This window comes from Azospirillum sp. SYSU D00513, from assembly GCF_017356015.1.
In the GTDB taxonomy this organism is placed as follows: Bacteria; Pseudomonadota; Alphaproteobacteria; order Azospirillales; family Azospirillaceae; genus Azospirillum.
The window spans coordinates 1-19,608 of record NZ_JAFIQV010000004.1 but is presented as its reverse complement, the minus strand read 5'-3'; the positions used below and the strand labels follow the sequence as shown (position 1 = coordinate 19,608).

General features: G+C 66.7%; 16 protein-coding genes and 2 rRNA genes. 13 read left to right on the top strand and 5 right to left on the bottom strand.

Annotated elements, in window-relative coordinates; translation table 11 throughout:
• Position 1 precedes the first annotated feature (1 nt).
• From JUB11_RS04230 to JUB11_RS04195, 8 genes are all read left to right on the top strand, one after another.
• Positions 2-1,033 carry a branched-chain amino acid ABC transporter permease gene (locus JUB11_RS04230; protein ID WP_207456432.1) on the top strand — a complete coding sequence of 344 codons (1,032 nt, stop codon included), beginning with the start codon at positions 2-4 and terminating at the stop codon, positions 1,031-1,033.
• The gene (locus JUB11_RS04225; RefSeq protein WP_207456431.1) at positions 1,030-1,785 is read left to right on the top strand and encodes an ABC transporter ATP-binding protein; all 756 of its coding nucleotides are present in this window, start codon (positions 1,030-1,032) and stop codon (positions 1,783-1,785) included. The genes JUB11_RS04230 and JUB11_RS04225 overlap by 4 nt, the downstream gene beginning before the upstream one ends.
• The gene (locus JUB11_RS04220) at positions 1,778-2,500 is read left to right on the top strand and encodes an ABC transporter ATP-binding protein (RefSeq protein ID WP_207456430.1); all 723 of its coding nucleotides are present in this window, start codon (positions 1,778-1,780) and stop codon (positions 2,498-2,500) included. The genes JUB11_RS04225 and JUB11_RS04220 overlap by 8 nt, the downstream gene beginning before the upstream one ends.
• Positions 2,501-2,552: 52 nt before the next feature.
• Complete coding sequence (locus JUB11_RS04215; protein ID WP_247886834.1) at positions 2,553-3,722, top strand: ABC transporter substrate-binding protein; 1,170 nt, start codon at positions 2,553-2,555, stop codon at positions 3,720-3,722.
• Between the two features lie 357 nt (positions 3,723-4,079).
• A complete protein-coding gene (locus JUB11_RS04210; protein ID WP_207456429.1) occupies positions 4,080-5,939 on the top strand; it encodes a carbohydrate-binding domain-containing protein in 1,860 nt (619 codons plus the stop codon).
• Between the two features lie 278 nt (positions 5,940-6,217).
• Entirely contained in the window at positions 6,218-6,781 is a 564-nt protein-coding gene (locus JUB11_RS04205; protein ID WP_207456428.1) for a hypothetical protein, read from the top strand.
• A 99-nt stretch (positions 6,782-6,880) separates the two neighbouring features.
• The gene (locus tag JUB11_RS04200; RefSeq protein WP_207456427.1) at positions 6,881-7,078 is read left to right on the top strand and encodes a hypothetical protein; all 198 of its coding nucleotides are present in this window, start codon (positions 6,881-6,883) and stop codon (positions 7,076-7,078) included.
• 310 nt (positions 7,079-7,388) lie between these two features.
• Complete coding sequence (locus JUB11_RS04195) at positions 7,389-7,697, top strand: hypothetical protein (protein ID WP_207456426.1); 309 nt, start codon at positions 7,389-7,391, stop codon at positions 7,695-7,697.
• Between the two features lie 147 nt (positions 7,698-7,844).
• Here JUB11_RS04195 and JUB11_RS04190 read toward each other — a convergent pair whose 3' ends face one another.
• A complete protein-coding gene (locus tag JUB11_RS04190) occupies positions 7,845-8,744 on the bottom strand; it encodes a BON domain-containing protein (protein WP_207456425.1) in 900 nt (299 codons plus the stop codon).
• A gap of 141 nt (positions 8,745-8,885) precedes the next feature.
• Here JUB11_RS04190 and JUB11_RS04185 point away from each other — a divergent pair, with 141 nt between their 5' ends.
• Positions 8,886-9,698 (top strand): sterol desaturase family protein, encoded by an 813-nt coding sequence (locus tag JUB11_RS04185; protein WP_207456424.1) that lies wholly within the window; start codon positions 8,886-8,888, stop codon positions 9,696-9,698.
• Between the two features lie 26 nt (positions 9,699-9,724).
• On the opposite strand, the gene JUB11_RS04180 is transcribed toward JUB11_RS04185, so the two are convergent.
• Positions 9,725-11,770, bottom strand: coding sequence for an NAD(+) synthase (locus tag JUB11_RS04180; RefSeq protein WP_207456423.1), 2,046 nt, complete (start codon positions 11,768-11,770; stop codon positions 9,725-9,727).
• A 211-nt stretch (positions 11,771-11,981) separates the two neighbouring features.
• Between JUB11_RS04180 and JUB11_RS04175 the strand changes: the two genes are divergently transcribed.
• The 3 genes from JUB11_RS04175 to JUB11_RS04165 are packed head-to-tail and all read left to right on the top strand — an operon-like array spanning position 11,982 to position 15,777.
• Entirely contained in the window at positions 11,982-12,491 is a 510-nt protein-coding gene (locus JUB11_RS04175; protein WP_207456422.1) for a 2Fe-2S iron-sulfur cluster-binding protein, read from the top strand.
• Entirely contained in the window at positions 12,488-13,504 is a 1,017-nt protein-coding gene (locus JUB11_RS04170) for a xanthine dehydrogenase family protein subunit M (protein ID WP_207456420.1), read from the top strand. The genes JUB11_RS04175 and JUB11_RS04170 overlap by 4 nt, the downstream gene beginning before the upstream one ends.
• Entirely contained in the window at positions 13,501-15,777 is a 2,277-nt protein-coding gene (locus JUB11_RS04165; RefSeq protein WP_207456418.1) for a xanthine dehydrogenase family protein molybdopterin-binding subunit, read from the top strand. Before JUB11_RS04170 ends, JUB11_RS04165 begins: the two co-directional genes overlap by 4 nt.
• A 212-nt stretch (positions 15,778-15,989) precedes the next feature.
• Here the strand turns inward: JUB11_RS04165 and JUB11_RS04160 are convergent, their stop codons facing one another.
• Positions 15,990-17,678 carry a methyl-accepting chemotaxis protein gene (locus JUB11_RS04160; protein ID WP_207456417.1) on the bottom strand — a complete coding sequence of 563 codons (1,689 nt, stop codon included), beginning with the start codon at positions 17,676-17,678 and terminating at the stop codon, positions 15,990-15,992.
• A gap of 531 nt (positions 17,679-18,209) precedes the next feature.
• On the opposite strand from JUB11_RS04160, the gene JUB11_RS04155 reads away from it, so the two are divergent.
• A protein-coding gene (locus JUB11_RS04155) for an IS630 family transposase (RefSeq protein WP_247886833.1) occupies positions 18,210-19,158 on the top strand; the annotation gives its coding sequence in 2 pieces (ribosomal slippage) (positions 18,210-18,559 and positions 18,558-19,158; 951 coding nt in all).
• A gap of 125 nt (positions 19,159-19,283) precedes the next feature.
• On the opposite strand, the gene rrf is transcribed toward JUB11_RS04155, so the two are convergent.
• Together rrf and JUB11_RS04145 are read right to left on the bottom strand one after the other, a co-directional pair.
• Positions 19,284-19,399: ribosomal RNA gene (rrf, locus tag JUB11_RS04150) — 5S ribosomal RNA — on the bottom strand.
• A 119-nt stretch (positions 19,400-19,518) separates the two neighbouring features.
• A 23S ribosomal RNA gene (locus tag JUB11_RS04145) occupies positions 19,519-19,608 on the bottom strand; the annotation flags it as partial.

Below are 19,608 nucleotides of genomic sequence, written 5' to 3'. Positions count from 1 at the left end.
GATGACCGTCCTTCCCCTGGAGGAAAAGAGCAAGCGTGCCGCCACGGGTACCGCATCCGGCACTCTGCTGGAGCGGCAGGGCCGCTGGCGCTGGTACGAGCTGGCCTTCTGGCTGGTGCCGGCGAGCTGCTACTTCCTCTTCCCCGACGACCTCGTGCTGGTGTCGCAGGTGCTGATCGCCGGGCTCTTCGCCCTGTCGCTCGACCTGCTGCTGGGGTACGGCGGGATCGTGTCGCTGGGCCACGCGGCCTTCTTCGGCCTCGGCGCCTATGCCGCCGGGCTGCTGGCCGCCAATGGCTGGAGCGAGCCGATCAGCGGGCTGCTGGCGGCGGGCGCCATCGCCGGGGCGGTCGGATTCGCGCTGAGCTTCATCATCGTGCGGGTGCACGGAATCGCCCTGCTGATGGTCACGCTCGGCATCTCGCTGGTGCTGCATGAGCTGGCGGTGAAGGCCTACGCCATCACCGGCGGCGACGACGGGCTGCAGGGCATCGTCATCGACCCGATCCTGGGGATTTTCGAGCAGGACCTGTGGGGGCGGACCGCCTTCGTCTACAGCCTGGTGGTGGTGTTCCTGTGCTTCCTTCTGGCGCGGCAGCTCACCGTGTCACCCTTCGGGCTGGCGCTGAAGGGCATGCGCGAGAACAGCCGCCGCATGCTGGCCATCGGCGCCCCGATGAGGCGGCACAGCGCGCTGATCTACACCATCTCCGCCGCCATGGCCGGCATCGCCGGCGCGCTGCTGACTCAGACGACGCAGTTCGTCTCGGTCGAGGTGCTGGCCTTCCAGCGCTCCGCCGAGGTGCTGATCATGTTGATCCTCGGCGGGGCCGGCCATCTCTATGGCGCCTTCGTCGGGGCGGCGGTCTTCATGGTGGCGCGCGACGAGCTGGCCGCCGCCAACCCCGAATACTGGTTCTTCTGGATGGGGCTGATGCTGGTCTTCGTCGTGCTGTTCCTGCGCGGCGGCATTCTGACCGGCCTCTCCGCCCTGCACCGCCGGCTGACCCGCGCCAAGGAGGCATCCCGATGAGCCCCGCCGCCCTCTCCACCGAAGGGCTGTCCGTCAGCTTCGGGGCGCTCCAGGCGACCCGTGACGTCACCTTCGACCTGCCGGCCGGCGCGCGCCACGCGCTGATCGGGCCAAACGGCGCCGGCAAGACGACGCTGATCAACCTGCTGACCGGCATGCTGCGCCCGACGGCGGGCCGCATCCGGCTGCACGGCGAGGATGTGACGGCGCTGCCGCCGACCGAGCGCGTGCGCCGCGGGCTGGTCCGCACCTTCCAGATCAACACGCTGTTCCCGGCCCTGACGCCGCTGGAATCCGTCGTGCTCGCCATCGCCGAGCGGCGCGGCCTGACGCGGAGCTGGCTGACCCGGCTGGGCCGCCGGGGCGACGTGATCGAGGAGGCGATGGCCCTGCTCCGCCGGCTCGGGCTGGAGGCCGACGCGGAACGCCCGACGCGGGAACTCGCCTATGGGCGCCAGCGGCTGGTGGAGATCGCGCTGGCGCTGGCCTGCGAGCCGCGCGTCCTGCTGCTGGACGAGCCGGCCGCCGGCGTGCCGGCGCGGGAGAGCGCGGAGCTGTTCGACGTGATCTCCGGCCTGCCGCGCGACCTCGCCATCCTTTTCATCGAGCATGACATGGAGCTGGTCTTCCGCTTCGCCGAGCGGATCACCGTGCTGGTGTCGGGCCAGGTGCTCTGCCACGGCACCCCGGCGGAGATCGCCGACGACTCTCGCGTCCGCGAGGTCTATCTGGGGAGTGCCGCGCATGTCTGATCCGCTGCTCCAGCTCACCGGCGTGCATGCCGGCTACGGCGACGCCGCCGTGCTGGACGAGGTTTCCTTCTCCATGGAGGAGGGAGAGGCGCTGGCCCTGCTCGGCCGCAACGGCATGGGCAAGACCACCCTGCTCGCCACGCTGATGGGCCACACGCTGATGCGGTCGGGCTCGATCCGGCTGCGCGGGCGCGCCGTCGAGCGGCTGGCGCCACACCGCCGCCCCGCCGCCGGGCTCGGCTGGGTGCCGCAGGAACGCGACATCTTCCCGTCCCTGACGGTCGAGGAGAACCTGACCATCGCGGGCCGGCCGGGCCGCTGGGATCTGCGCCGGGTCTACGCGCTGTTCCCGCGGCTGGAGGAGCGGCGCGCCAACCTCGGCACGCAGCTGTCCGGCGGCGAGCAGCAGATGCTCGCCATCGGGCGGGCGCTGATGCTGAATCCTGTGCTGATGCTGCTGGACGAGCCGCTGGAAGGCCTCGCCCCGGTGATCGTGGAGGAGCTGTCGCGCGCCATCCGCATGATGGTCGAGGGCGACGGGCTCGCCATCATCCTGGTGGAGCAGCACGCCCACATCGCGCTCGGCCTCACCCGCAACGCCATCGTGCTGGAGCGCGGCCGGATCGTCCACCGCGCGCCCTCGGCGGCGCTGATGGAGGACCACGCGACGCTGGAACGCTATGTCGGGATGCGGGTCGGCGCTAGGGCGGCCTGAACGGTTTCGAAGAGAATCGTTTCAAAGAGAATCAATGGGGAGGAACCAGGAAATGCGTGCATTGAAGAGCGTGGCGATCGGCGCCGTGATGTCGGCCATGGCCGCGGGGGGTGCCTGGGCGGCCGATCCGGTGAAGATCGGGCTGATCCTGCCGATGTCCGGCCCCTTCGCCTCGACCGGGAAACAGATCGACGCGGCGGTGAAGCTGTACCAGCAGCTGAACGGCACGACCGTAGGCGGGCGCGAGATCCAGCTCATCCTGAAGGACGACACCGGCACCGCGCCGGAGACCACCAAGCGGCTGGCGCAGGAGCTGGTGGTGAAGGAGAAGGTGTCGGTGCTCGCCGGCTTCGGCCTGACGCCGCTGGCGCTGGCCGCCGCTCCGATCTCCGAGCAGGCGAAGGTGCCGATGATCGTGATGGCGGCGGCCTCCTCCGTCATCACCACCAAGTCGCCCTACATCGTCCGCACCGCCGGCACCCTGCCGCAGTCCGCCGCGACCATCGCCGACTGGGCCGCGAAGAACGGTGCCAAGAAGATGTATTCGATGGTCACCGACTACGGCCCGGGCATCGACGCCGAGACCACCTTCAAGAAGCGCTTCGGCGAGGCCGGCGGCACGCTGGCGGGCGAGGTGCGCATCCCGCTGAAGAACCCGGACTACGGCCCCTTCATCCAGCGCGCCAAGGACAGCGCCCCCGACGCCCTCTTCGCCTTCGTGCCCTCGGGCGAGGGTGCGAGCTTCATGAAGGAGTTCAACGAGCGCGGGCTGGGTGCCGCCGGCGTCCGGCTGCTGGTGACCGGCGACGTGACCGACGACGACCTGCTGCCGGCCATGGGCGACGCCGCGCTGGGCGCCGTCAGCGCCCACTACTATTCCGCCGCCCACCCCTCGCCCGAGAACCAGGCCTATGTCGAGGCCTTCAAGAAGGCGAACAACGGCATGCGCCCGAACTTCATGTCGGTCGGCGGCTGGGACGGGCTGCATCTGGTCTATGAGGTGCTGAAGAAGACCGGCGGCAAGATCGACGGCCCGAGCTTCATCGAAGCCGCCAAGGGCATGAGCTGGACCAGCCCGCGCGGCCCCATGAGCATCGACCCGGAAACCCGCGACGTCGTCCAGGATATCTACATCCGCAAGGTCGAGCGCGTGAACGGCGAACTCTACAACGTCGAGTTCGACAGCGTGAAGGCGGTCAAGGATCCCGGCAAGGCCGGCTGAGCGCGGCTTCTTTCAGGAAGGATGGGCGGGGCACCGGGGATCGGTGTTCCGCCTTTTTAATTATTGGGATGTACAGTTTCTTTTATGTGAAACGCCCATCGCGATTAGTAGCCAACGCATCTAGGTTTGCGATCTTTATTATTGAGATTAGGTACAGCACCTTAAGAGATATGCACAGACCGTGGTAGCATGTATTTCTTGTTTATTTCTATCTTTCTCTAAATTGCCTCGCCATTGGTCGCGGGAATATCACGGTTTTTACTACCTAATCGTGGTTTTCGTGAAAAATGGCTCACAAATGCCCCAACCGTCTTGACCATTGTGGCGCCGCATCGAAATGACAAAGGATACGGATCAATGGCCACGACCTCCGGGAACTCGTCCATCATCGTGACCGCCAAGGGCGTCGCCGACGCGCATTTCGACCTGCTGGTCGACGGCAAGAAGATCGGCGAGGGCACCACGGGTGCCACGGCCAAGGACTTCGTCTTCAAGACGGATCTCGCGGAGAACCAGCCCCACAAGGTGCAGGTTCAGTACGACAACGACGGAATCGTGAACGGAAAGGACCGCACTCTGACCGTCAGTGAGATCACCATCAATGGTGAGTCGGTCCTGGCGAGCGACGACATCGTTTCCTACGACAAGGGCGCTCTGGACGGCCGCGACGTCGTCGACGGACGGGCCGACATGTGGTGGAACGGCACGCTGATCGTCGAAGCCGACAAGAGCTACTTCTCCGAAGACGGCGTGACGCCTCCCGCCGAGACGATCGCCGATGGGACTGCGGACGAGTCCACGCCCACCGTGTCCACGCCCACCGTGCCCAAGCCGACCGGCCCGGGCTACTACGTCGCCGAGAACGGCAACGACAGCTGGTCCGGCAAGCTGGCGGCCCCCAACGCAGACGGCACCGATGGCCCGTTTTCCTCCCTGGAGAAGGCCCAGTCCGCCATGCGGTCGAGCGACATCGACACGACGTATGTGCGCGGTGGCGACTACCACCAGGAGAACGTGCTCTGGCTGGAAGGCCAGGACTCCGGCGTGACCTTCACCAGCTACGGCAACGAGCAGGCGGTGATCCACAGCGGCTCGCAGGCTTCGGTGTCGATCGGACTCGGCGGCGCCAAGAACGTGACCATCGAAGGCCTGACCTTCACCGACGGCCGTTCGGACGGACACTATGTCTTCGCCGACAATGCCGCCGGCTTGACCTTCGCGAACAATGTCGTGGAGGGTGGCGGCTACGGTATCACGGTGCAGAACAGCGCCGACAGCCGGGTCGTGGGCAACCAGTTCGACCGCACCGGCGCCGAGGCCATCTACGTCAAGGCCGGCTCCGATTCCACGGTCGTGTCCGACAACCTCATCAAGCATCCGAACTCGGCCGACCGTGGTGACGCCGGCATCTGGGTCAACGGCAGCAACGACGTCGAGGTCACGCACAACCGGATCGAGAACTCGCCGGAAAAAGCCATCGCCGTCGGCTCGGTCGAAACAACGGGCAGCGACGCGACCTACCGGGCGACCATCGCCTACAACGAGGTGATCAACGCCAACCTGGAATCGGACGACGGTGGCGGCATCTACCTGATCAACCGTCAGCAGGATCTGACCGGCCACACCGTCATCAACAACGAGGTGACCGGCACCACGGCGACCAACCCCTCGGGCGACGTGTCAAGCTGGGGCATCTACCTCGATGACTGGACCAGCGGCGCCACGGTCGAGGGCAACCTCGTCCACGGCAACATCGGCGGTGTGTTCCTGCATGGCGGCTGGGACAACAAGGTCACCGAGAACGTGATCGCCGACAACAGCGGCGCCCAGATCGGTCTCCAGCAGGACGTCGCCTGGGGCGGCTGGAAGGGCAAGGAGATGAGCGGCAACGACATCTCGGGGAACATCGTCGATGTGAGGGATGGCACTGCCGTCCACATCTACGGACCGGCCGACGTCGGGAACATTCACGACAACTTCTACAGCAGCCTGAACACGTCCGAGGATCTCTTCGACGCCTGGCCGCAGGTGATGGCGAGCGGAGCCGAGGGCGATCTGTCGGACTGGCAGGCCGCGGGTTACGATGAGGGTTCCGTGACGTTGAACCCGAACTTCGTCAATCCGGGTGCGAATGATTACAGCCTGTCGTCGAGCTCGCCCGTCTACGGGCTGGGCTTCGACCGCATCTCCTACGATGACTTCGGGCTGCTGGGCTGACCGGCGTCGCTCGGTAGAACCACGAGCCATGGCTGCGGCCCGCCCGGTACGGGCGGCCCGCAGCCATGGCAAAGAGATGTTGGGACGACACCGCGCTCGGTATCGTTCCAACGGGTGCGCTCCGCATGCCCACACCGTTTGCCGTAACAGATCAGCCACCCTTTCGAATGGTTTGCCCCCTCGACCGGAGCGTCGAGCGCTCCTTTTCCGGCCTGCCTTCGACCACGTCCCGATGAAAACTTCGTGTCTGTCAGCGCGCTGAACAATTGGGGGGAAGCATGACCAGAGGGTTCGACTACGACGGTGACGGCCGAGACGATCCGGTCCTCGTGAGCGATGACGGGAGCACCCTCCGTGTCCTGTCGAGTTCCGCCTGCAAGGACCCGGAGATCGGGATACCGGCTGGAAGACAGGTCTTTTCCGCTGACTTCGACGGCAATGGGAAAGACGAGATCATATCCTACGACGCGCAGACCGGCGAGATGGACATCCATCTGGCGACCCGCCGCGAGCAACGCGCCTTTGAAAAACTCGACCTGGACGCGACCGAAGCCTTCGTGGTCCTGGACCATGACGGTGACGGTGCCGACGAGGTCGTCGTATGGGACGCACGGACGAACGAAGTGACGATCAAGGATGGGCGCAAGCGCATCGTCCTTGAGGAGCCCGTCGAAAACAGCCCATTGAAATTTTCGTTGGACGCCGACGGCAACGGGGACGAGGAAATCCTGGTCCTGTATCCGTGGGATGCCTCCAATCCGGAGCCCGGACCTCGGAAGCCTGGCGTCCTGCTGTTCGCCGATCGGGAGCAACCCGAGTTCACCGGCTTCATTCCCTCATAAGAGGACGTTTTCGACTTCGCGGACTTCAATGGGGACGGAAAGTACCAGATCGTCGATTTCCACGGCCCACAGATCAGCATTCCCGAATTGGACACTGTGTTGCCGCTCGATGAGGGCTTCAACATCCCGATCTGGAGCATCACCGACCTGGACGGGAACGGGAAGGAGGAGCTTTTTCTCTTCCGAAACAGCGGTGACGGCACACCGCAGTTCGACCTTCAGTTCGCCTCGGCCGAATTGAAGGAGTTCTGGAACAGCTACGAGCCGCCTGCGGGCTTCTCGCTGACGTTCCTCTGAACTCGCGACATGGTCCCCGGCGCTGCTGGAGACGGTGGTGACCGGAGGGCATTGCGGGACACGGATACAGGCCCTAACGCCGCTTGCCGAGCCGGTCCGGCGGGCCACGTCGGCGATCATGTGCCTTTGCTCGTCGAACAAAGGGAGGTGAACCTCATGACGGTGCTTGGCTTGTCAGAGGAAATCAAACGGCGGTGCAAACGGCGTGGCCGGGATGATGCCACCTAATTTCGTGACGTAACGAATTTTCCCGGACAGCAAGGTGCCTTGGCGTCGTGGTAATTTGTTCGCCCGCGTCACGGTGGAGTGGATGATGGATCAGGCTCGGGATCTCGATGATGCCACTTTGGACCGGCTGGATGCCGCGGCCCGCGCCGCCCTGGCCGACAAGCCCATGAGCGCTCCATACATGCGCTACATGGCGATGGTCCATCCGGTCACGGTGCTGGCCATGGTCGATGAGATCCGGCGCCTCCGCGAGGAGCCCCTGATCGCGCTGGGATCGCCGGAGGAATGGCACGAGCTGCGCCAGATGATCGGGGAGTGGCGGGCGGCATCCGAGAACGCCGTCCAGGCTTGTGACCGAGCGATCCGCGCTGGTGGTCAGGAATCTCCATGACCGGCGAGGCCTGTTCCATCCTGAAGTGGACGATGGCTTTGTTGGGCGGGCACGCAAACCGAACCGCGCCGGGTTTCCCGGCGCGGTTCGGAGGGCCTCCGCTTCACGAGCGCGGAGGCCATCGATATCTTCGTCGGTCTTTGGCGATCAGCTCTGGCTGGTGACCTTGCCGCCGGCATTAGCGCCGGTCACCGGCATGGTTCCGGTGCCCGAGCCCATGCCGCCGCCCATGCCGGTCTCAGTCCCAGACCCACTCCCCGTGCCGGATCCGAAGCCGGAGCCCATGCCGGCCATGGCCGAGGCGCCGGCCGTCGTACCGCCGGTGCCGTGCATGCCCTGCTGGCCCTGCTGCTGGACGCGCAGGTTGTTCTGCACGTGGCGGACACCGGAGACGGACTCAGCGATGTCCTCGGCGCGGCGCTTGGCGTCGCGGTGGTCCACCGTGCCGGACAGGGTGACCTCGCCGCCGCTGACGCTGACATCGACTTCGGTCGCGTCGATGTAGGGATCGTCGGTCAGCCGGTCGTTGATGTCCTCGCGGATGCGCTCGTCGGAGCGGGTGTAGCCGCGCGGGCCGCGGCCACGGTGGTGCTGGGCGCCGGAATCGCCGCGCATCGCGTCCATGCGGCGGCGGCGCTCCGCCTCCTCGCTGCCGAACCAGGACGCCATCTCGTCGCCGGCCCGCTCGAAGAAGCCTCGGTCGTCGCTGCCCTGATGGCCGCCGCTCCGGTACCCCCCGCTCCGATAACCGCCATTGTCCTGGCCGCCCCGGTAGCCGCCACGATCATTGTAGTCCGGGCCGCGACGGCGGGCGCTGTAGCCGCCCTCGCCGAAGGGAGCGTCCCGGCCGCTGTCGCGGTACCAGTCGCGCCGCGCTTCCACGGGATCGATCACCTCGTCGTTGTCGCGATAGCTCGTGCCGCCGAAACCGCCGCGCAGGTCGTCGCGGAAGCGGTCGTCACGCGCCGCACCCTGCCAGCGGTCCTCCCAGCGGTCCTCGTCGCGCCAGCCGCCCCGGCGGCGGTTGTCGTCGTATTCGTAAGCCATGATCAGAACTCCTGGTGAAGTGGCTCCTGGTTTCTTGGCGGCCCGCCGGCACAACGCGTTGCGGCGACCGCATCCCCAGGGAACAGCGGGCGGACGGGACCGTTGCGCCCTTCATGTCCGCGTGAAGGAAAGGGATGAGGCATGGCCGGCAGGACGCGCGTTTCACCCTGGCTGACCGCCGGGCTGGCCTTCGGCGCGTTCGGCGCGCTGCTCTGGATGGAGCGCCGCCGGCCGTTGCGCCGCGAGGTCGAGCCGCGCTGGCGCCACGACGCCCGCAACCTCGCCGTCGCGGCGGTCAGCACGGCGACTCTCCAGATCGTGCAGAAGCCGGTGATCGGTCCGCTGGCCGAGCTGGTCGAGGAGCGGCGCTGGGGACTGCTGAAGCGCTCCGGATTGCCGCCCTGGGCTGAGATCCCGCTGGCGGTGCTGGCGATGGACTACACGCTCTATCTCTGGCATGTGCTGACGCACCGGGTGCCCTGGCTGTGGCGGCTGCACCGGGTCCACCACGCCGACCTCGACCTCACCGCCACGACGGCGTTGCGCTTCCACGCGGCGGAAATGGCCCTCTCGGTGCCCTGGCGGGCGGCGCAGATCCTGCTGATCGGGGTGGGACCTCGGGCGCTGGGAATTTGGCAGAAGGCGCTGCTCGCCTCCATCCTCTTCCACCACGCCAATTTGCGGCTGCCGCCCGCGCTGGAGCGCCGGCTGGTGGCGTTCATCGTCACCCCGCGCATGCACGGCATCCACCATTCCGACCAGCCGGAGGAGGCAGATTCCAACTGGTCGAGCGGGCTGACCCTGTGGGACCGGCTGCACGGCACCCTGCGGCTGGATGTGCCGCAGGAGGCGATCACGATCGGTGTTCACACCCACGCCGACCCGGCGGCGCTGACCCTGCCCCGCCTGCTCGGCATGCCCTTCGAAAAGGAACCTGAAGCGGCGGTCCGTTAACCCGGCCTACCGAGAGCCGGAGGCGGTCAGGCCTCCGGCACCTCGCGCTCCAGTTCCTCCAGCCACACGCGCGCCGGGCTGTCCGACGGCTGGCGCCAGTCGCCGCGCGGCGAAAGGGAGCCGCCGGCCGACACCTTCGGGCCGTTCGGCATGGCGGAGCGCTTGAACTGGCTGAAGCCGAAGAAGCGCTGCACGAAGACGCGCATCCAGTGCCGGATGTGGGCCAGCTCGTACTGGTGACGCCGCTCCGCCGGGAAGCCCGGCGGCCAGGCGCCGGCCTCCACGTCGCGCCAGGCGTGCAGCGCCAGGAAGGCGATCTTCGACGGGCGGAAGCCGTAGCGCAGCGTGTAGAAGAGGGTGAAGTCCTGAAGCTCGTAAGGGCCGACCTTGGCCTCCGTGCTCTGGATCTGCGCGTCGGCGCCGGCCGGCACCAGCTCGGGCGAGATCTCCGTGTTGAGGATCGCGCCCAGCGTCGTCAGCACCGCCTCGTCGAACTGGCGCGAGGCGATGACCCAGCGGATCAGGTGCTGGATCAGCGTCTTCGGCACGCCGGAATTGACGTTGTAGTGCGACATCTGGTCGCCGACGCCGTAGGTGCACCAGCCCAGCGCCAGTTCCGACATGTCGCCGGTGCCGAGCACGATCCCGTCATGCTGGTTAGCGAGGCGGAACAGGTAATCGGTGCGCAGGCCCGCCTGGACATTCTCGAAGGTCACGTCATAGACGGCCTCGCCCCGGGCGAAGGGGTGCTCCATGTCCTCCAGCATGCGCTGGGCGGCCGGGCGGATGTCGATCTCCCGCTGCGAGACGCCGAGCGCGGTCATCAGCCGGATCGCGTTCTCCTTGGTGGCGTCGCTGGTGCCGAAGCCGGGCAGCGTGTAGGCGAGGATGTCGGTGCGCGGACGGCCCAGCAGGTCGAAGGCGCGCGCCGCGACGATCAGCGCCTGGGTGGAATCGAGCCCGCCCGAAACGCCGATGACCAGCCGCTTGATGCGCGCCGCGCGCAGCCGCTGGACGAGGCCCGCGACCTGGATGTTGTAGGCCTCGTAGCAGTCCTGCTCCAGCCGGGCGGGGTCGGCGGGCACGAAGGGGAAGCGCTCCAGCCGGCGCTTCAGCCCGAGGTCAGCCATGGGCGGCTCGAGCCGGAAGGCGACGCGGCGGAAGGAATCCGTCGCCTCGGAGTGGCGGCGCCGGTTGTCGTCGAAGGTGCCCATCCGCGCGCGTTCCTGGCGCAGCAGGTCAAGGTCCACATCGGCGACGGTGATGCGGTCGCCGTCCTGGAAGCGTTCGGATTCCGCCAGCACCACGCCGTTCTCGACCACCATGGTCTGGCCGTCCCAGGACAGGTCGGTGGTCGATTCCCCCTCCCCCGCCGCGGCGTAGACATAGGCGGCGAGGCAGCGCATGGACTGCGACTGGCAGAGCAGACGGCGCGAATCCGCCCGGCCGATGGTGATCGGGCTTCCCGACAGGTTCGCCAGCACGGTGGCCCCGGCGAGTGCCGCGACGCTGCTCGGCGGGATCGGAATCCACATGTCCTCGCAGACGTCGATGCCCAAGGTGAAGCCGGTCACGTCCTCCGCCGGGAACAGCAGGTCGGTGCCGAAGGGCGCGCGATGCGGCCCGACCTGGATCTCGTCGCCGTTGTTGAAGCCGCCCGCCGCGTAGTAGCGCCGCTCGTAGAATTCCCGGTATGTGGGCAGGTAGCTCTTCGGCACGACGCCCAGCAGACGGCCCCGGTGGACGACGCAGGCCGTGTTGTAGACCCGCCCGTCATGCCGCAGCGGCGCGCCGACCAGCAGCACCGGCATCAGCCCCGCCGATCCCTGGACCACCCGGTCCAGCGCGCGCTCCACGGCATCGAGCAGCGCGTCCTGGTGGACCAGATCCTCGATGGAATAACCGGACAGCGTCAGCTCGGGAAAGACGGCGAGCGCCGCCGACTGCGCGTCGCAGGCGCCGGCGACCCTCAGAATGGCTTCCGCGTTGGCGTCCGGATCCGCGATGTGGCAGCGGAGCGTGCAGGCGGCGATGCGCGCGAAGCCCTGGCGGTAGATCGAATGGAACGTCATGACGTGGACTGGCTCCGTTCACCTTGAGGGTCTAATGCGGGTCCGGATCGGAAGTTCCCGTATAGCCCATTCCCCACGCGGCGCAACAGGAGCGGCGCAACATCCCGCGCCATGCGGTGTTGAGGGCCGGAGCAGGACCGGACCCCATGGCCGGTCCAACCCGACCGGCCGCCCCCACCCGGCCGCCAAGACCGGCCCCCGGAGACTTCCGATGCCAGACACCATCACAGACCGCGTGCCGCACGCACCCGACACGCTCGCCATAACCCTGACCGTCAACGGCGTCGAACGGACGCTGAACCTCGCGCCCTGGACCACGCTGCTGGACACCTTGCGCCTCCACCTCGACCTGACCGGGACGAAGAAGGGCTGCGACCACGGCCAGTGCGGCGCCTGCACGGTGCTGGTGGACGGCAAGCGCATCAACTCCTGCCTGTCGCTGGCGGTGATGCAGGAGGGCAAGGAGATCACCACGGTGGAGGGGCTGGCCAGGGGCGAGCAGCTCCATCCGATGCAGGAGGCTTTCATCGAGCATGACGCCTTCCAGTGCGGCTACTGCACGCCGGGGCAGATCTGTTCGGCCGTCGGGCTCCTGTCCGAGGGCAAGGCCAAGAGTGCCGACGACGTCCGCGAGCTGATGAGCGGCAACATCTGCCGCTGCGGCGCCTATCCCAACATCGTCGCGGCGATCGAGCAGGTTTTAGGAGGCGACCGGCGATGAGAAGCTTCAGCTACGGGCGCGCCGACAGCGTGCAGTCCGCCGTCAAGGACATCGCCGGCAACCAGGCGGCCCCGGACGCCGCCAATGCCACCGTGAAGCTGGTCGCGGGCGGCACCAACCTGCTGGACCTCATGAAGGCCGACGTGATGCGGCCCGTGCGGCTGGTGGACATCACGCGCCTGCCCCTGAAGACCATCGAGGAGACGGCCGAGGGCGGCCTGCGGCTGGGCGCTTTGATGACCAACGCCGACACCGCCTACGACGAGCGCGTGCAGGCCCGCTACCCCATGCTGTCCAAGGCCATCCTGGCCGGCGCCTCGGCGCAGCTGCGCAACATGGCGACCAACGGCGGCAACCTGCTCCAGCGCACGCGCTGCTATTACTTCTACGACACCGCCACCCCCTGCAACAAACGGGAGCCGGGGAGCGGCTGCGGCGCGCTGCACGGCGTCAACCGCATCCACGCCATCCTCGGCGTCAGCGAGCATTGCATCGCCGTCCATCCCTCGGACATGGCGGTGGCGCTGGCGGCCCTCGACGCGACGGTGCGCGTGACCGGCCCCGGCGGCGAGCGCGCCATTCCCATCGGCGAGTTCCACCGGCTGCCCGGCGACACGCCGCACATCGACACCACCCTGCGGGCGGACGAGATCATCACCGGCATAGAGTTGCCGGCCCAGGGCTTCGCCGCCCATTCGACCTACCTGAAGGCGCGCGACCGCGCCTCCTACGCCTTCGCGCTGATCTCGGCGGCCGTGGCGCTGGAACTGGACGGCGGCACCATCCGGGAGGCGCGACTGGCGCTGGGCGGCGTTGCCCACAAGCCCTGGCGCGACCGCGCGGCGGAGGCGGCGCTCGCCGGGCAGCCGGCGACGCGCGACAGCTTCCGCGCCATGGCCGACGCCGTGCTGCGCGACGCCAAGGGATACGAGCACAACAGCTTCAAGATCGACCTCGCGCGCAGCGTCATCCTGCGCGCCTTCGAGGAAGCCGCCGGACTGGAGCCGTCATGATCGCGAAACCGACCTTCCCCGACCTCCTGCACGCGCCCGGCGCGCAGATCGGCAAGCCCGTCAGCCGCGTGGACGGCCGCCTCAAGGTGACCGGTGCTGCGAAATACGCGGGCGAGTTCAACGTCCCCGGCCTGCTGCACGGCTACATCGTTTCCAGCACCATCGCCAAGGGGCGCATCACGCGGATCGACACCTCCGCGGCCCTGAAGGTGCCGGGCGTCGTCCAGGTCTTCACCCACGAGAACCGGCCGAGCCTCGCCTGGTTCGACCGGAAATGGAAGGACCAGGACGCCCCCAAGGGCTCCCCCTTCCGGCCGCTCCACGATGACCGCATCGTCCACTCCCTCCAGCCCGTGGCTCTGGTGATCGCCGAGAGCCTGGAGTTGGCCCGTTACGGCGCGCGGCTGGTCGAGGTGGAGTATGAGGCGGAGCCGCACCAGACCGACCTGCACGCCAACCGGGAGAACACATTCACCCCCGGCAAGGACAAGGGCGGGTTCGAGCCGCCCCCGCCGCCGCGCGGCGACGCCGACAAGGCGCTGGCCGACGCGGATGTGACGGTCGATCTGGAATTCACCCAGGCGGCCGAGTACCACAACCCGATGGAGATGCACGCCTCCACCGTGCTCTACGGCGAGGACGGCACCCTGACCGTCCACGACAAGACGCAGGGCGCGCTGAACAGCCAGACCTACATCTGCAACGTCTTCAACCTGTCGAAGTCGCAGGTGCGGGTGGTCTCGCCCTTCGTGGGCGGCGCCTTCGGCTCGGGCCTGCGGCCGCAGCACCAGCTCTTCATGGCGGTGCTGGCGGCGACGGAACTGAAGCGCTCGGTCCGGGTCGAGCTGTCGCGGCCGCAGATGTTCAGCTTCGGCCACCGGCCGGAGACGATCCAGCGCGTGGCGCTGGGCGCCTCCAAGGACGGCACGCTCCAGGCGATCATCCACGAGGCGGTGCAGGAAAGCTCCCAGTTCGAGAATTACGTGGAGATCGTCGTCAACTGGTCGGGCCAGCAGTACCGGTGCGACAACGTCCGGCTGGACTACAAGCTGTCGCGGCTCGACCTGCACACCCCGCTCGACCAGCGGGCACCTGGTGCCGCCACCGGCGTGCCGGCGCTGGAGATCGCGATGGACGAGCTGGCCTACAAGCTCGGCATGGATCCGGTCGAGCTGCGGCTGAAGAATTACACGGACATCGACCCAAACAGCGGCAACCCCTTCTCCAGCAAGGAGCTGCGCGCCTGCTTCCGGCAGGGGGCGGAGCGCTTCGGCTGGTCGGGGCGCAAGCTTGAACCGCGCTCCATGCGCGAGGGGCGGGAACTGATCGGCTGGGGCATGGCCGCCGGCGTGTGGGACGCCATGCAGGGCCAGGCGAACGCCCGCGCGGTGCTGGGGCTGGACGGCAAGCTGACCGTGGCGAGCGCGACCGCCGACATCGGCACCGGCACCTACACCGTCATGACGCAGATCGCGGCGGAGGTGTTGGGGCTGCCCATCGAGGATGTGACCTTCAACCTCGGCGATTCCTCGCTGCCGATGGCGCCCATCGAAGGCGGGTCCTGGACCGTTTCCTCCGTCGGCTCGGCGGTGAAGGCCGTGTGCGACATGGTCCGCGGCCGGCTGGTAAAGCTGGCCGGCAAGATGGAGGGCTCGCCGCTCGGTGACGCCGCAGAGGAGGATGTCGTCTTCGCCGACGGCCACATGTCCCTGCGCGGCGACCCGTCCAAGCGCGTCGCCATCGTCGAGGTGATGCGCGCCTCGGGCACGCAGTCCATCGAGGAGGAGGCACGCTCCATCCCCTATTACCTCAAGCGGTCCAAGCATGCCTTCGGCACCCACTCCGCCATCTTCGCGGAGGTGCGGGTGGACGAGGATCTCGGCACCGTGCGGGTGACGCGCGTCGTCAGCGCCATCGCCGCCGGCCGCATCATCAACCCCAAGACCGCGCGCAGCCAGATCCTGGGCGCCGTCGTCTGGGGCATGGGCATGGGACTGGAAGAGGAGGCGATGCTCGACCACCGGCTCGGCCGCGTCATGAACCACGACCTCGCCGAGTACCATGTGCCGGTGAACGCCGACGTGCACGACATCGACGTGATCTTCGTGGAGGAGCATGACGATGTGGTGAACCCGCTTGGCGCCAAGGGCGTCGGCGAGATCGGCATCGTCGGCGTGCCGGCGGCCCTCTCCAACGCGATCTTTCACGCGACCGGCGTGCGGGTGCGTGACCTGCCGATCACCGTGGACAAGATCCGGAAGGGCATGCGGTAGGGAGCCGGGACGTCGGCAGAACCGCCCGGCGCCTTGCGGTCGGGAAGCACGAATGAACACGCCGTCGCGATCATCGCGACGGCGTGTTCATTTGGCTGCGGGGTCAGGAAACGACGGGAATCTGGCGTTTCCGCCCGTCATGAAATGATTGGGCAGCGCCAAGCGGGAGTCCGATGGTTCAGGCCATCGGACTCCCGAAGGTTGGGACGCCGTCAGGCCGCCCTGATATCGGACAGGAAACGCTCGATCCCATTGCGCAGCGTGTCGGCCTGCTGACCGAGTTCCCGGGCCGCGTACAGCACCTCGCCTGCCGCCGTGCCCGTCTTGGTGGCCGCCTGCGTCACCAGAGCGACGTTCTCGGAAACCTCATGGGTGCCCTGCGCCGCCTGCTGAACGTTGCGGGCGATTTCCCGGGTCGTTGCGTTTTGCTCCTCCACGGCGCCGGCGATGCTCGTGGCGATTTCGTTGATCGAGGAGATCGTCCTGCCGATGCCATGGATGGCGCTGACCGCGCCACCGGTCGCCTGCTGCATGGCGGCGACCTGGGCGGTGATGTCCTCCGTCGCGCGTGCCGTCTGGTTGGCGAGATTCTTCACTTCGCTGGCGACCACGGCGAAGCCCTTGCCGGCCTCACCGGCGCGTGCCGCCTCGATCGTCGCGTTGAGCGCCAACAGGTTGGTCTGGCCGGCGATGGTCTGGATCAGCCCGATGACTTCGCCGATCCGATGAGCGGCGTCGGAAAGCCCACGGACCGTTTCATTGGTCTGTTCGGCTTCCTGAACGGCGGCGTTCGCGACCGTGCTGGACTGGGCGACCTGGCGCGAAATGTCCTGAAGCGTCCCTGTCATCTGCTCGGTCGCGCTCGCCACCGTCTGGACGTTCACCGAGGTCTGTTCCGCGGCGGTGGCGGAAGACGCCGCCTGCTGCTGGCTCTGATCCGCGACGGCCGCCATCGCCTGCGCGGTGCCTTCGAGCTGGGTCGAAGCCGACGTGACACGGCCCAGCACTTCGACGGTCTGCGCCTCGAAGCCGCCGATCAGCCTTTCGATGGTGGCCGCGCGCTGCTCCTTCGCCCTCTGCTCGGCGGCCTGCTCCGCGGCAAGGCGTTCGGCTTCGATCAAGCCGTTCTTGAAGACCTGCACCGCGCGGGCAATGTGGCCGATTTCGTCCTGCCGATCCAGGCCGTCCACCGGCACATCCAGCTCGCGCTTGGCAAGCCGCCCCATGATCTCCGTGAGCCTGACGACGGGGCGCGAAACCGAGGCGACGAGAAAGAGGCCGGCCGAGGCGCACAGGATGAGGGCGAGGATGATCGCGCCGACGATGAGCGTCCAAGCCGTGCCGTGGATGTCCTGGGACAGGTTTCCAACCTCCCGGCCGTGGCGCATGTTGATTGCAACCAGCTCCTCCGCCGCCTTCTTGAGGGCACGGAAGGCGTCCCGGGAGTCGTTCAGGAAAAGTTGGGAAGCTTCCTCCTTACGGTTGTTCCTCGATAGCTCGAAGACCTTCTGGGTGGCCTTGACGTATGTGTCCAGGCTGTTCTTGAGCTTGGTGTAGGTCTCGCTCTCCTGGCCGGTGATGGTGAAGCGGTCATACTTGGCACGGGTCTCATCGAGCCGTCCGAGCAGCTTCGCTGCAAAACCCTCCCGCTCCTTCATGAGACCGGGATCGACCTCCTGAACATGGCCGGATTCATAGGTGCGGAATTCATTGGCACCGGTCAGGAACTCACCGGCAAGGGCGGTGCTGGGAAGCCAGCGGTCGCGCAGTTCTTCCGTGATGCCGTTCATTTGGCCAAGGCGGTCCAGGGCGAAAAGCCCCAGCCCGGCGGATACGAGGAGAACCAGCCCGAACGAAGCAAAGACCTTCGTTCGAAGATTCAGGTTGAACAGAGCTTTCATTTCATCCGTCTTAGCAGCGGTCGGTTTGGTGCAGCGGCAGAAACATTGTTCTCGTATTCATCTAAAATCTTCTATATCGCTCCCCGAGAATGGTCCGGGGAACGCTGAAGGCTCGCCCCAAAACAGATGGCCATCCCAACATACTCGAAATCCACCAAGTCACCGTTGTTGATGCTATTTTTCTCACTGCAACCTTGGCAGAAGCTAATACTAAGTCGGAACTTAAAAAGCGGTAAATTAAAACTGGCCATTATCTTAGGCTGGCAACCTTGCCGGGCATGCTGCGCGGAACGGGGTGAGGGCGGCCGGCACGACAAGGCTGCTAAGCTTCGACCCACGCTTCCTTCCGCGGCTGGTCGCCCTTCCACAATTGCGCTTCACTTCGCTCGGCGCGATCAACTCACAATGAAACTTCCACCCGTCAGGGAACACACATGCTAGAGCATTTCCCGGTCTGACGGAATCGGGAGGGATTCCCTTGGGTGCGGAAATCTGATTCAAGATAGGGGCTGGTATAGGAGGCCAGCCGGTATGACAGCACCTCTTTCCAAGGACCTTCGCGAGCGTTTGATCGCAGCGGTTGAGAGCGGGCAATCGCGCCGGGCGGCAGCGAAGCGGTTCGGTGTCGCGGCCTCGACGGCGATCAAGTGGATGAACCAGTGGCGGCGGGAAGGCCATGTCCAGCCCAAGCCCCTCGGTGGTGACCGGCATTCGCACCGCATGGAAGCGCATGCCGCGGAGATCCTGAAACTGGTCGATGCGACGCCCGACATCACTCTGGCCGAGATCGCGGCGCACATGGACCAAGCGCACGGGGTGCGTGTGGCACAGAGCACGGTCTGGCGGCTTCTCGACCGGCACGGCCTGACGTTTAAAAAGAACGGCGCACGCAAGCGAGCAGCAGCGGCCTGACGTTCAGGAACAGCGGCAAGCCTGGTTGGATCTCCAGCCGGAGCTTGATCCTGAACGGCTGGTGTTCATCGACGAGACCGGCGCTTCCACCAAGATGGCGCGGCTGCGTGGCCGCGCGCCACGCGGTGAACGCTGCCGCGCCCCGGTGCCGCATGGGCATTGGAAAACCACAACGTTCGTCGGCGCGTTGCGGCTTGCCGGCATCACCGCGCCCATGGTTCTCGACGGCGCCATGAACGCATCGGCCTTCTTGGCCTATGTCGAGCAGGTGCTGGTGCCGACGCTGTCGCCCGGCGATGTCGTGGTCATGGACAACCTGCCCGCCCACAAACCGGACGCCGTGCGCGAGGCCATCGAAGGCGCCGGCGCCGAACTGCGGTTCCTGCCTCCCTACAGCCCGGACTTCAACCCCATCGAAATGGCATTCTCCAAGCTCAAGAGCCTGCTCAGGAAGGCCGCTGCCCGGACCAAAGACGATCTTTGGACAACCATCGGCCAGTGCATCGATGCCGTCACCCCGGCTGAATGTACGAACTACTTTTCCGCCGCAGGCTATGACCGCAAATGAATGGAAAATGCTCTAGGCGCACAACGCGGAACAGCCCGGATCATGAGATCCGGGCCGTTCGAATGGGTGATGACAGGTGCAAGTGGTTTTGTTTTGCTGAGCTGCTGTGTCCTTGGGCCCTGGTGACCTGGCGGCGACCGACTCTCCCACGCCTTAAGACGCAGTACCATTGGCGCTGAGGTGTTTCACGGCCGAGTTCGGGATGGGATCGGGTGTTGGGAACCTCGCCATGACCACCAGGTCACCGGGGCCCAAGGGGCAGCTGTTGCAAGTGAGGACGTCTGAACGACGGTAGGGCTGCAGACAGGTTTGCTGCTGCGCGTGGCGCGACCTTCGGACCTTTCGGTCCTCCAGGCGCGGTGGATCAAGCCGATCGAGCGATTAGTAAGGCTCAGCTTCACGCGTTGCCGCGCGTCCACATGCCTCCTATCGACGTGATGGTCTGTCACG